The organism is Bradyrhizobium symbiodeficiens (genome assembly GCF_002266465.3).
Classification (GTDB): Bacteria; Pseudomonadota; Alphaproteobacteria; order Rhizobiales; family Xanthobacteraceae; genus Bradyrhizobium; species Bradyrhizobium symbiodeficiens.
Window position 1 is genome coordinate 6291538 of the sequence record NZ_CP029427.2, and the last position, 12196, is coordinate 6303733.

The following is a 12196-nucleotide window of genomic DNA, read 5'->3' on the forward strand; positions in this document are numbered from 1 at the left end:
AGGGTTCGGGACATTAGACCAGCCGGGATGGAACGCAAAACCGGAAAAGCCGTCCCCCGGGCAAGCGCCCGGGATATGCGTTGAGGCGCTATTTCAGTACATGAAATATCGTTGTGCCATCGGCAGCACCTCGGCGGGGGCGCAGGTGAGCAATTCGCCGTCGGCGCGCACCTCATAGGTCTCCGGATCGACCTCGATATTGGGCGTGGCGTCGTTGTGGATCATGCTCTTTTTCGAGATCTTGCCGCGGGTGTTCTGGACCGCATAGAGCTTCTTCTCGATGCCGAGCTTGCGCGCCAGACCGCCAGTGATGGCCGCCTTCGAGGTGAACACCACGGACGACGCCGTACGCGCCTTACCGAAGGCGCCGAACATCGGCTGGTAATGCACCGGCTGCGGTGTCGGGATCGAGGCGTTGGGATCGCCCATCGGCGCCGCAACGATCGTTCCGCCCTTGACGATGCAGTCCGGCTTGACGCCGAAGAAGGCCGGCGACCACAGCACGAGATCGGCGAGCTTGCCCTTCTCGACCGAGCCGATCAGCTTCGACACGCCATGCGCGATCGCGGGGTTGATGGTGTATTTGGCGATGTAGCGCTTGACGCGAAAATTGTCGTTGTCCTTGCCCTTGTCCTGCGGCAGTGACCCGCGCTGCTTCTTCATCTTGTCGGCGGTCTGCCAGGTCCGGATGATGACTTCGCCGAGCCGGCCCATCGCCTGCGAGTCCGACGACATCATCGAGAGTGCGCCGAGATCGTGCAGGATGTCTTCGGCGGCGATCGTCTCCTTGCGGATGCGGCTTTCGGCGAACGCCAGGTCTTCCGCGATCGAGGGATCGAGATGGTGGCACACCATCAGCATGTCCAGATGCTCGTCGATGGTGTTGCGCGTGAACGGCCGCGTCGGGTTGGTCGAGGACGGCAGCACGTTCTTGAGCCCCGCGACCTTGATGATATCTGGAGCATGGCCGCCGCCGGCACCCTCGGTGTGGAAGGCATGGATCGTGCGGCCCTTGAACGCCTTGATCGTGTCCTCGACGAAGCCGGATTCGTTCAGCGTATCGGTATGGATCATCACCTGGATGTCGTGGGCATCAGCCACCGACAGGCAGTTGTCGATCGCCGCCGGCGTGGTGCCCCAATCCTCGTGCAGCTTCAGCGCACAGGCGCCGGCCTTGATCATCTCGACCAGAGCGGCGGGACGCGAAGCGTTGCCCTTGCCGGAGATGCCGAGATTGACCGGGAAGGCGTCGAACGACTGGATCATCCGCCCCATGTGCCATGGCCCCGGCGTACAGGTGGTCGCGAATGTACCGTGCGACGGGCCGGTGCCGCCGCCCAGCATCGAGGTGACGCCGGACATCAGCGCGTGCTCGATCTGCTGCGGGCAGATGAAATGGATGTGACTGTCGAAGCCGCCGGCGGTGAGGATTTTTCCTTCGCCCGCGATCACGTCGGTGCCGGGACCGATGATGATCGTGACGCCCGGCTGGATGTCGGGATTGCCGGCCTTGCCGATGCCGGCGATCATGCCGTCCTTGATCGCGACATCGGCCTTCACGATGCCCCAGTGATCGACGATCAGCGCATTGGTGATGACCGTGTCGGCCGCGCCCTGCTTGTTGGTGACTTGCGACTGCCCCATGCCGTCGCGGATCACCTTGCCGCCGCCGAACTTCACCTCCTCGCCATAGGTGGTGAAATCCTTCTCGACCTCGATGATGAGGTCGGTGTCGGCGAGCCGCACCTTGTCGCCGGTGGTCGGACCGAACATGTCGGCATAGACGGAACGCTTTATTTTGACGGACATCGCTAGCCCCGTTTGCGTTTGAATGTTTGGTGGATCACAGCAAGGCCCTCGCTGCTTTCACGGCATCATCGAATTTCTCGTCGAGCCACGCATTGCCGCCGCGGCAGCCCGCAACGACCTGCGTGGCCCACGCCACGTAATCGGCGAGATCGTCGCGCTCCTCGGCACTGGGATCGGTTTGAACGCGCGCTCCGATGTTGCTGATCTTGTCGGCGATCTTGATCAGTTTTGCGCCGGGGGACTTGTGTGGAGCGTCCTCGATCTGCTTCCGCCGCCGCTCGGCCTTCGGCAGGGTCATATCATCCGTGCATTCGACGACGAGGGAGGCGACACGCTCCGAAAAGTTCTGCGCCAGCTCATCGCGCGTGGTGTCGGTGTCCTCGATGGTGTCGTGCAGCCAGCCGGCCGCGACCAATTCGGCGTCGGCACCGTCGGTCGCGGTCGCAAGCAGGTTCGCGACCTCGGCGAGGTGATTGATATAGGGCTCGTTGCCGCGCCCCTTGCGTGCCATGCCGTTGTGGCTGTGCGCGGCGAGTTCGGCGGCTTCGGAGACGAGGCGAATGGGCGACAGCATGGCAAAGACTTCCATTTCCGCCTCAACCGCACCGCGCCATGCTCGTTCCTGCGCTCACAGCTTCCCCATCACATCGCCGCGAAAACCGTAAATCATCTTCTTCCCCGCCACCGCGACGAGCTGGACGTCGCGGGTCTGGCCGGGTTCGAAGCGGACGGCGGTGCCGGCGGCGATGTCGAGGCGCATGCCGCGGGCTTTCTTGCGATCGAACTTCAGCGCCGGGTTGGTCTCGAAGAAATGGTAGTGCGAGCCGACCTGGATCGGGCGGTCGCCGGTGTTGGCCACCGTCAGCGTCACGGTCTTGCGGCCGGCATTGAGCTCGATCTCGCCGTCCTGGATGAAGAGTTCGCCGGGGATCATGCGTCTTGCTCCTACCTGATCGGCTCGTGCACGGTGACGAGCTTGGTGCCGTCCGGAAATGTCGCCTCGACCTGGATGTCGTGGATCATCTCAGGGATTCCCGGCATCACCTGGTCGCGGGTCAGGACCTGCGCGCCGGATTGCATCAGTTCGGCGACGGTGCGGCCGTCGCGGGCGCCTTCGAGGATAAAATCGGAGATGATCGCGATCGCCTCGGGATGGTTGAGCTTGACGCCGCGGTCCAGCCGGCGGCGGGCCACGATCGCGGCCATCGAGATCAAGAGCTTGTCCTTTTCGCGAGGAGACAGGTTCATGCGAAATCTCTTCCGTTCAATACATCAATTCAACCAGAGCCGCGGCAGCGCAGCGCCGGTGCGCGCCAGCACGGCCATCATGTCGGCGCGCAAGCGCGCCGCATCTTGGGCACAGAAGCGCGCCATTGCAAATCCATTCCATGCGGATATCCCGACCTCGCCGGCGAAGGATTCTGACGCCTCCCGGATGCGCTCGACCAAGGCCTCGTCGCCGGGAACGATCAACGCCGTGCCGATCGCAGCCCCACCTTTGGCCACCGCCGATCGCCCGAGTTTTGCGCCGATATTTCCGTCGAGCCTGACGGTCTCGGCGAACACCAGCCTGCCTCCACGACGCAACCGCCAGCGGTCGATGAACTCGCCCTGCTCCATCCGCTCGCCCATAGCTGTGCGGCCGAACACGACGATTTCACAAAGCAGAAGCGAGGCGGCATCATCGAGCTCGATATCGAAGCGGCGATGGACCCGGGCGCGATCGAACAGGATCGTCTCCTGCGGCAGCCAGCCGAGATGCGCGCCCGCGGCGATTTTCAAGGAAATATTGAGCTGCGCTGCCGCTGCCGGCGCGCGATAGACCTTTTCGGCCGCCGCCGTCGTCAAGGTCAGGCGCGAGCGCTCGCCCGCTGCGATGTCGATCTCGAAACTGTCCCCTCCCGCGACGCCGCCGGCCGTGTTGACGAACACGCCGGACAGACCCTCGCCTTCCGGGGAGGGAAAGCGCACGCGCAGCGAGCCGGACTCATGCAAGACGCCGCGCCGTGTCACGCCGTCTCGCGCATGGACGTCGAAGCGCACCGCGCCGCGGGCACGATTCGCCTCGAAAACCCCTGACGTGACTGAAACGTCGCTGCGCATCCGCCTCCCCCAGCCGGTCGCGGCAGAATGCTTACAGCGCCATCTGGCGGCTGATCTCGCTCGCGTCCAAATTGGCGCGATCGCAGGTGAACTTCACCGCGCCGCGATCCATCACGGCAAAACTGTCGCCGAGTTCGCAGGCAAAGTCGAGATATTGTTCGACCAGCACGATGGCGATGTTGCCGAGGTTGCGCAAATAGGAGATGGCGCGGCCGATGTCCTTGATGATCGAGGGCTGAATGCCTTCGGTCGGCTCGTCGAGCAGGAGCAGCTTCGGCCGCATCACCAGCGCGCGGCCGATTGCGAGTTGCTGCTGCTGCCCCCCGGAGAGGTCGCCGCCGCGCCGGCCGAGCATGGATTGCAGCACCGGAAACAGCGAAAACACGTCGTCCGGAATGTTCCTGTCCTGGCGCTTGAGCGGACCGAAGCCGGTCTTGAGGTTCTCCTCGACCGTCAGCAGCGGGAATATCTCGCGGCCCTGCGGCACGAAGCCGATGCCCTTGCGCGCACGCTCATAGGGCTTCAGGCCGGTGATATCGCTGCCATCGAACACGATCGCGCCTGAGGAGATCGGATATTGCCCGACCATGGCGCGCAAGAGCGAGGTCTTGCCGACGCCGTTGCGCCCGAGCACGCAAGTGACCTTGCCCGGCTCGGCCGCAATCGACACGCCGCGCAGCGCCTGCGCCGCGCCGTAGAACAGGTTGATGTCTTTAACTTCGAGCATCGGATACACCTTTGCAGGCGAATGGCGAATGGGGAGTGGCGAATAGGAGGAACTGCCATTCCATTCGCTACTCCCCATTCACCATTCGCTATCGACCCAGATACACTTCGATGACCCGCTCGTTGGACGAGACCTGGTCGATGGTTCCTTCCGCGAGCACCGTGCCCTCGTGCAGGCAGGTGACCTTGACCCCGAGTTCGCGCACGAACGTCATGTCGTGCTCGACCACCATCACGGTGTGGGTCTTGTTGATCTCCTTCAGCAGCTCGGCGGTCAGATGCGTCTCGACGTCGGTCATCCCCGCGACGGGCTCGTCGACCAGGAGCAGTTTTGGGTCCTGCGCGAGCAGCATGCCGATCTCGAGCCACTGCTTCTGGCCGTGGCTGAGACTGCCGGCGAGGCGGTTGCGCGCCTCGGTGAGGCGGATCGTCTCCAGCACCCTGTCGATGCGCTCTGCCTCGGCCTTGCTGCCGCGCCAGAACAGCGTGCCCTTGACGCTGTGATCGACATTGAGCGCGAGCAGGAGATTGTCCTGCACGGTCTGGCTCTCGAACACGGTCGGCTTCTGGAATTTGCGGCCGATGCCGAGCTCGGCGATGCGGGTCTCGTCGAGCCGCGTCAGATCGGTGACGCCATCGAACAGCACCGTGCCCTCGTCGGGCTTGGTCTTGCCGGTGATGATGTCCATCATCGTGGTCTTGCCGGCGCCGTTCGGACCGATGATGGCGCGCATCTCGCCGGGCTCGAGCGTCAGCGACAGATTGTTGATGGCGTGGAAGCCGTCGAACGAGACGTGCACGCCGTCGAGATAGAGCATCGCGGACGTCGCGCGGTTGTCCATGACGTTCATGTGCGCCTACTCCGCCATCTTAGGTTCGGTGACGCCGTCCTCGGCCGCGGCACTCGCTATCGTCGCGGCGCGTTTCTCCTTCGAGGAGTCCCACCATGCATTGAAGGTGCCGACGATGCCCTTCGGCAGCAGCAGCGTCACCAGGATGAACATTGCGCCCAGCATGAACAGCCAGTACGGCGCCAGCACGCCCGAGGTGAAGAACGTCTTGGCGTAGTTGACGACGACGGCGCCGAGCGCGGCGCCGACCAGCGTGCCGCGGCCACCGACGGCGACCCAGATCACCGCCTCGATCGAATTGCCGGGCGCGAATTCGGAGGGATTGATGATGCCGACCTGCGGCACGTAGAGCGCGCCGGCGACCCCGGCCATGCAGGCCGACACCGTGAACACGAACAGCTTGTAGGATTCGACGCGGTAGCCGAGGAAGCGCGTGCGCGACTCCGCATCACGCACCGCGATCAGCACCTTGCCGAGCTTGGAGGAGACGATCGCACGGCAGATCAGGAAGCCCGCGATCAGCGCCAGGCAGCTCAGCGCGAACAGCGCCGCGCGGGTGCCCTCGGCCTGCACGTTGAAGCCGAGGATGTCCTTGAAGTCGGTCAGGCCGTTGTTGCCGCCGAAGCCGAAATCGTTGCGGAAGAAGGCAAGCAGCAGCGCATAGGTCATCGCCTGCGTGATGATCGAGAGATACACGCCGGTGACGCGGGAGCGGAACGCGAGCCAGCCGAAGCAGAAGGCGAGCAGACCGGGCACGACCAGCACCATCAGCGCCGCGAACCAGAACATGTCGAAGCCGTACCAGGTCCAGGGCAGCTTCGAATAATTCAGGAACACCATGAAGTCGGGCAGAACAGGGTTGCCGTAGACGCCGCGGGTGCCGATCTGCCGCATCAGGTACATGCCCATCGCATAGCCGCCGAGCGCGAAGAAGGCGCCGTGGCCGAGCGAGAGAATGCCGCAATAGCCCCAGATCAAATCGATCGAAAGCGCCAGGATCGCGTAACAGACATATTTGCCCCAGAGTGCGACGAGATAGGTCGGCACCTGCAGGAACGAGCCCGCGGGCAGCAGCAAATTGGAGAGCGGGATCAGGATACCGCAGGCCGCGACGACGGCCAGGAAGATCGTCGCACTGCGGTCCAGCGATCGCGTCAGCATGTGAGGGGTCATGCTTCCACCGCACGGCCCTTGAGCGCGAACAGGCCGCGCGGGCGCTTTTGAATGAACAGGATGATGAGAACCAGGATCGCGATCTTGCCGAGCACGGCGCCGGCGACCGGCTCCAGGAACTTGTTGGCGATGCCGAGCGTGAAGGCGCCGACCAGCGTGCCCCAGAGATTGCCGACGCCGCCGAACACCACGACCATGAAGCTGTCGATGATGTAGCTCTGGCCGAGATTGGGGCTGACATTGTCGATCTGCGACAGCGCCACGCCGGCGATGCCGGCAATGCCCGAGCCGAGCCCGAAGGTGAGCGCGTCGACCCGCGAGGTCGCGATGCCCATCGACGCTGCCATGCGGCGGTTCTGCGTCACCGCGCGCATCTCGAGGCCGAGCGCGGTGTAGCGCAGCATCGCGAGCAGGATCGCGAACACGGCTAACGTAAAGACGAGGATCCAGAGCCGGTTATAGGTGATGGTGATCTGGCCGAGCTCGAAGGCGCCGCTCATCCAGGAGGGATTGCCGACCTCGCGGTTGGTCGGACCGAACATGGTGCGGACCGCCTGCTGCAGCACCAGCGACAGGCCCCAGGTCGCAAGCAGCGTCTCCAGCGGACGGCCGTAGAGGAAGCGGATGATGCTGCGCTCAATCAGCACGCCGATGGCGCCGGCGACGAGGAAGGCGAGTGGCACCGCGATCAGCAGCGAATAGTCGAACAGGCCGGGATAGCTGGTGCGGATCACCTCCTGCACCACGAAGGTGGTGTAGGCCCCTAACATCACCATCTCGCCATGGGCCATGTTGATCACGCCCATCACGCCGAAGGTGATGGCGAGACCGATCGCGGCGAGCAGCAGCACCGAGCCGAGCGAGAGGCCGTACCAGGCATTCTGCACCATGGACCAGATCGCGAGCGAGTTCTGGATGGAGCCGATCGCGCTCGCGGCGGCTTTGGTCACCGACGCCGGCTGGTCGCCCATGCCTGTGAGCAGCGCCAGTGCCTCCTGATCGCCGCGCCCCTTGAGGGTGGCCACCGCCTCCAGCTTCTCGACCTCGGTAGCGTCCGGCTTGAACAGCAGGATCGCCGCACGGGCGTCGCCGAGCGCAGCCTTGACGGATTTGTTGGTCTCCTTGGCGAGCGCGCCATCGACCGCCTCGAGCGCGGTCTCCTCATGTGACTTGAAGACGGATTGCGCCGCCTGGAGCCGCGTCCCGACGTCCGGCGACTGCAGCGTCAGGCTGCCGAGCGCGGCGTCGACGCTGCGGCGCAGGCGGTTGTTGAGCCGGACCGCGCTCGCGCTGTCGGGAACGTTGGCCACCGCCTGGCCGGTCGCGGCATCGATCGACTTGCCGTCGGTACCGGTGACGTAGACCTTCTTGCTATCGAGGTCGGCCATCAGGCGCCCGTCCTGAAGCGCACTGATGATGGAGAAAGCCAGCGGATTGCCGCTGCTCGCGACCACGCCGATCGCCTCGTCCGTATCGGAATAATCGTCGTTGGCGAATTTGGCGACGGCGTCCTCGAACGGACCGGCAAAGGCCGGCAGTGCGAACGCGATCAGGAACAACGAGAGGACAAAGGTACAGAGACGGGCGGACAAATGGGCTGGCACTGTGAATGACCCCGGCAGAAAATGGTGGAGAAGGCGGCGGGATCGCCGCCTTCTCCGATCGTGTAACGGAGCGTCAGGTCCGGATCAGGAGCCCGAGCCGAGGCACTTGTTGGTCTTGGTGTTGAAGTTGCCGCACTTCTTGCCGACCCAGTCGCCGATCAGGTCCTTGGAGCCGTCGAGCTCCTTCGACCAGGCGTCGCCAGCAACGAGACCCGGGGTTTTCCAGACCACGTCGAACTGGCCGTTGCCCTTGATCTCGCCGATGAACACCGGCTTGGTGATGTGGTGATTCGGCAGCATCTTCGACACGCCACCGGTCAGGTTCGGCGTTTCGGTGCCGGGAAGCGCGTCGATCACCTTGTCCGGATCGGTCGACTTCACCTTCTCGACCGCCTTCACCCACATGTTGAAGCCGATCACGCTGGCTTCCATGGGATCGTTGGTCACGCGCTTCGGGTTCTTGGTGTAGGCCTGCCAGTCCTTGATGAACTTCTCGTTCGCCGGGGTCTTGATCGATTCGAAGTAGTTCCAGGCGGCGAGATGGCCGAGCAACGGCTTGGTGTCGATGCCGGCGAGTTCTTCCTCACCCACCGAGAACGCGACCACCGGGATGTCCTTCGCCTTGATGCCCTGGTTGCCGAGCTCCTTGTAGAAGGGGACGTTGGCGTCGCCGTTGATGGTCGAGACCACCGCGGTCTTCTTGCCGGCCGAGCCGAACTTCTTGATATCGGCCACGATCGTCTGCCAGTCGGAGTGACCGAACGGCGTGTAGTTGATCATGATGTCTTCCTGGGCGACACCCTTCGACTTCAGATAGGCTTCCAGGATCTTGTTGGTGGTGCGCGGATAGACGTAGTCGGTGCCCGCGAGCACCCAGCGCTTCACCTTCTCTTCCTTCATCAGGTAGTCGACCGCGGGGATCGCCTGCTGGTTCGGCGCAGCACCGGTGTAGAACACGTTGCGTTCGCTCTCCTCGCCCTCATACTGCACGGGGTAGAACAGGATGTTGTTCAGCTCCTTGAAAACCGGGAGCACCGACTTGCGCGACACCGAGGTCCAGCAACCGAACACGACCGCGACCTTGTCCTTGGTGATCAGCTCGCGCGCCTTTTCGGCGAACAGCGGCCAGTTCGACGCGGGGTCGACGACAACGGCTTCGAGCTTCTTTCCGAGAACGCCGCCCTTCTTGTTCTGCTCGTCGATCAGGAAGAGGATGGTGTCCTTCAGCGTGGTTTCGCTGATGGCCATGGTGCCGGAAAGGGAGTGCAGCACGCCGACCTTGATGGTGTCGTCCGCGGCCTTGGCGCCAGTCAATGAAGCCAGTCCAAGCACCAGGCCGGCGGTCGCGGCGAGCACACCGCGGCGGCTAAATGACGCCGCTATATCGTGAGTAGATTTGCTAAACATGAGTGTCTCATCTCCCTGACGCAGACGTGAAAAACGCTGCGAAACGGCCCCACGGCCGCCTGCGATTAACGGAATCGCAAGAACCGTGCCATGGCCTGGGCACCTGCCAACTCATTGGTCAGATTAGACAATTCTATTGCAATCCAAGTTTAGCCGCAGTTCAATTGCTTATAATTTAGGCGATCAAAATGTATGCTTATGCGGCAGTCAGTTCATTTTTTGAGCATCTACCTGCTTGTGGCTAAAATTCCGGCATAAATATTTTTGCACCGCAATAACCATTTCAGGCAGCTCCGCCTTGAAAGCGCCCCTTCAATGTTCCATATGACGCTCAGAGACCTCTTGCGAATCAGGCGGTCGTCGCGAGCCGCGTGTTCTTAAGCCCTTACGGGCCTCTGGCTTGCCCCATAATCTCCCAAGCCATCCGACACCCCAAACACGCAGGTGTCTTCTCGACACCCTTTTGCGTGCGCCGCGCTGAATGCGCCGGGCGCCCGCTTTTGACATGGAAAGAACCCCTCTTTTGACTTCGTTTCAGGACTTCGGCCTCGCCGAACCGATCGCGCGCGCTCTTCAAGAAGAGAACTACGTCACTCCCACCCCCATTCAGACCCAGACCATTCCCACGGCGCTGACCGGCCGCGATGTCGTCGGCATCGCCCAGACCGGCACCGGCAAGACCGCGTCCTTCGCGCTGCCGATCCTGCACCGCCTGCTCGAGCACCGGATCAAGCCGCAGCCCAAGACCACCCGCGTCCTGGTGTTGTCGCCGACCCGCGAGCTGTCCGGCCAGATCCTCGACAGCTTCAACGCCTATGGCCGCCACATCCGCCTGTCCTCGACGCTCGCCATCGGCGGCGTTCCGATGGGCCGTCAGGTTCGCTCGCTGATGCAGGGCGTCGAAGTGCTGGTCGCCACCCCCGGCCGCCTGCTCGACCTCGTGCAGAGCAACGGGCTGAAACTGTCGAGCGTCGAATTCCTCGTGCTCGACGAGGCCGACCGCATGCTCGACATGGGCTTCATCAACGACATCCGCAAAATCGTCGCCAAGCTGCCGATCAAGCGGCAGACGCTGTTCTTCTCGGCCACCATGCCGAAGGATATCGCCGAGCTCGCCGACGCCATGCTGCGTGACCCCGCCCGCGTCGCGGTGACCCCGGTCTCCTCGACCGTGGAGCGCATCCAGCAGCGCATCATCCAGGTCGATTTCTCCGCGAAGCCGGCGTTCCTCGCCAAGCTGTTGAAACAGGAGCAGGTCAACCGCGCTCTGGTTTTCACCCGCACCAAGCACGGCGCCGACAAGGTGGTGAAAACCCTTGAGAAGGCCGGCATCGCCGCCAGCGCCATCCACGGCAACAAGTCGCAGAACCATCGCGAACGGACGCTGGCCCAGTTCCGCTCCGGCGACATCCGCACACTGGTTGCCACCGATATCGCCGCCCGCGGCATCGATGTCGACGGCATCACTCACGTCATCAATTTCGACCTGCCCAACGTGCCCGAGACCTATGTGCACCGCATCGGCCGCACCGCGCGTGCCGGCGCCGAGGGCACCGCGATCTCGCTGGTCGCAGGTGGCGAGGAACTCAGCTATCTCCGTGACATCGAACGGCTGATCAAGGTGGCACTGCCGCGCGAAGATCTCCGCACCGACGCCGGCCGCCGCGATGCGGGCGCTCCCGCGCCGCAGCAACGGCAGGGCCGCGGAGGCCGCCCGGGCCAGCGTCCGCAAGGCGCAAGGCATGGCGAGGCACGTCACGGTGACGGACGTCGTAGCGAGGAACGACATTCCGACGGACGCCACCATACCGCCGGCAAGCAGGGTGATGGACGTCCCGGTGAAGGCCGACATGGCGGCGAAGCGCGACATGCTGACGGGCGGCCCGGCAACGGCCCGAACGCCTCGAAGGGGTCTCGTCGTCCGCGCTCTGGGGGGAAGGCGAATTCTTCCCCAAACGGCCGTCCGGAACAGCGTTCCGTGCATAGCGCCGGGGCGGCTGATGGGATACAAGGCGTGGCCTTTTTGCGCCGGGAGAGTCGGCCGAACGGCCAACCGACCCGCAAACCCCATTCGCACTAGCCGTCCACGACCTGGAGAAATTCATGGCTAAGGAAGAGCTGATCCAGTTCGAAGGACTGGTCACCGAAATCCTCCCCGACGCGCGCTACCGCGTGCAGCTCGATGCCGGACACGAGATCGTCGCCTATACCGCCGGCAAGATGAAGAAGAACCGCATCAAGACGCTGGCGGGCGACCGCGTGACGGTGGAGATGTCGCCCTATGACCTCGAAAAGGGCCGGCTGATTTTCCGCCACAAGGACGAGCGTCCCAGCGGGATGGGTGGACCGCCCCGCCCAGGCCAGCGCGGCGGCCAGTTCCGCCGGCGCTAGGCGCCTGCCGGCACCCTTGGAAGTGAAATTCCGGCCTAAATGTCGATCCGCCGCGGACCTCGCGGCGGATCAAAAAATCGTGCACGTCCGGATTGTTTTGGGGCCCCAATTCCGATAAAATGAATTCATCGA

Annotated in this window: 12 protein-coding genes; 2 read left to right on the plus strand and 10 right to left on the minus strand. The window is 63.6% G+C overall.

Translation table 11 applies throughout. The features are described from left to right. Nucleotides 1–93: 93 nt before the first annotated feature. From ureC to urtA, 10 genes are all read right to left on the minus strand, one after another. Nucleotides 94–1809, minus strand: a complete 1716-nt coding sequence (gene ureC, locus CIT39_RS29645; protein ID WP_094976738.1) for an urease subunit alpha — start codon at nucleotides 1807–1809, stop codon at nucleotides 94–96. Nucleotides 1810–1843: 34 nt separating this feature from the next. Continuing rightward, complete coding sequence (locus CIT39_RS29650) at nucleotides 1844–2383, minus strand: HD domain-containing protein (RefSeq protein WP_094977075.1); 540 nt, start codon at nucleotides 2381–2383, stop codon at nucleotides 1844–1846. A gap of 54 nt (nucleotides 2384–2437) precedes the next feature. After that, entirely contained in the window at nucleotides 2438–2743 is a 306-nt protein-coding gene (locus CIT39_RS29655) for an urease subunit beta (RefSeq protein ID WP_094976737.1), read from the minus strand. Nucleotides 2744–2754: 11 nt separating this feature from the next. After that, entirely contained in the window at nucleotides 2755–3057 is a 303-nt protein-coding gene (locus CIT39_RS29660; protein WP_007605424.1) for an urease subunit gamma, read from the minus strand. A gap of 24 nt (nucleotides 3058–3081) precedes the next feature. Then, the gene (locus CIT39_RS29665; protein WP_094976736.1) at nucleotides 3082–3912 is read right to left on the minus strand and encodes an urease accessory protein UreD; all 831 of its coding nucleotides are present in this window, start codon (nucleotides 3910–3912) and stop codon (nucleotides 3082–3084) included. Between the two features lie 31 nt (nucleotides 3913–3943). Continuing rightward, complete coding sequence (gene urtE, locus CIT39_RS29670; RefSeq protein WP_094977074.1) at nucleotides 3944–4639, minus strand: urea ABC transporter ATP-binding subunit UrtE; 696 nt, start codon at nucleotides 4637–4639, stop codon at nucleotides 3944–3946. A gap of 88 nt (nucleotides 4640–4727) precedes the next feature. Further along, nucleotides 4728–5489, minus strand: a complete 762-nt coding sequence (gene urtD, locus CIT39_RS29675; protein WP_094976735.1) for an urea ABC transporter ATP-binding protein UrtD — start codon at nucleotides 5487–5489, stop codon at nucleotides 4728–4730. Nucleotides 5490–5495: 6 nt separating this feature from the next. After that, nucleotides 5496–6662, minus strand: a complete 1167-nt coding sequence (urtC, locus tag CIT39_RS29680; RefSeq protein ID WP_094976734.1) for an urea ABC transporter permease subunit UrtC — start codon at nucleotides 6660–6662, stop codon at nucleotides 5496–5498. After that, nucleotides 6659–8266 carry an urea ABC transporter permease subunit UrtB gene (gene urtB, locus CIT39_RS29685; RefSeq protein WP_094976733.1) on the minus strand — a complete coding sequence of 536 codons (1608 nt, stop codon included), beginning with the start codon at nucleotides 8264–8266 and terminating at the stop codon, nucleotides 6659–6661. Before urtB ends, urtC begins: the two co-directional genes overlap by 4 nt. Before the next feature lie 84 nt (nucleotides 8267–8350). Further along, nucleotides 8351–9673, minus strand: coding sequence for an urea ABC transporter substrate-binding protein (gene urtA, locus CIT39_RS29690; RefSeq protein ID WP_094976732.1), 1323 nt, complete (start codon nucleotides 9671–9673; stop codon nucleotides 8351–8353). Between the two features lie 481 nt (nucleotides 9674–10154). Here urtA and CIT39_RS29695 point away from each other — a divergent pair, with 481 nt between their 5' ends. Next, nucleotides 10155–11753: a DEAD/DEAH box helicase gene (locus CIT39_RS29695; protein ID WP_094976731.1), complete on the plus strand. Its 1599-nt coding sequence runs from the start codon at nucleotides 10155–10157 to the stop codon at nucleotides 11751–11753. Between the two features lie 23 nt (nucleotides 11754–11776). After that, nucleotides 11777–12064: a translation initiation factor IF-1 gene (infA, locus tag CIT39_RS29700; RefSeq protein WP_007599789.1), complete on the plus strand. Its 288-nt coding sequence runs from the start codon at nucleotides 11777–11779 to the stop codon at nucleotides 12062–12064. Nucleotides 12065–12196: the final 132 nt, after the last annotated feature.

Coding starts and splice junctions, on each gene's coding strand:
- CIT39_RS29650 (WP_094977075.1), bottom strand. CDS start 2,383: ATGCTGTCGCCCATTCGCCTCGTCTCCGAAGCCGCCGAACTCGCCGCG.
- CIT39_RS29695 (WP_094976731.1), top strand. CDS start 10,155: ATGCGCCGGGCGCCCGCTTTTGACATGGAAAGAACCCCTCTTTTGACT.
- infA (WP_007599789.1), top strand. CDS start 11,777: ATGGCTAAGGAAGAGCTGATCCAGTTCGAAGGACTGGTCACCGAAATC.
- CIT39_RS29655 (WP_094976737.1), bottom strand. CDS start 2,743: ATGATCCCCGGCGAACTCTTCATCCAGGACGGCGAGATCGAGCTCAAT.
- CIT39_RS29665 (WP_094976736.1), bottom strand. CDS start 3,912: ATGCGCAGCGACGTTTCAGTCACGTCAGGGGTTTTCGAGGCGAATCGT.
- CIT39_RS29660 (WP_007605424.1), bottom strand. CDS start 3,057: ATGAACCTGTCTCCTCGCGAAAAGGACAAGCTCTTGATCTCGATGGCC.
- urtA (WP_094976732.1), bottom strand. CDS start 9,673: ATGTTTAGCAAATCTACTCACGATATAGCGGCGTCATTTAGCCGCCGC.
- ureC (WP_094976738.1), bottom strand. CDS start 1,809: ATGTCCGTCAAAATAAAGCGTTCCGTCTATGCCGACATGTTCGGTCCG.
- urtD (WP_094976735.1), bottom strand. CDS start 5,489: ATGAACGTCATGGACAACCGCGCGACGTCCGCGATGCTCTATCTCGAC.
- urtC (WP_094976734.1), bottom strand. CDS start 6,662: ATGACCCCTCACATGCTGACGCGATCGCTGGACCGCAGTGCGACGATC.
- urtE (WP_094977074.1), bottom strand. CDS start 4,639: ATGCTCGAAGTTAAAGACATCAACCTGTTCTACGGCGCGGCGCAGGCG.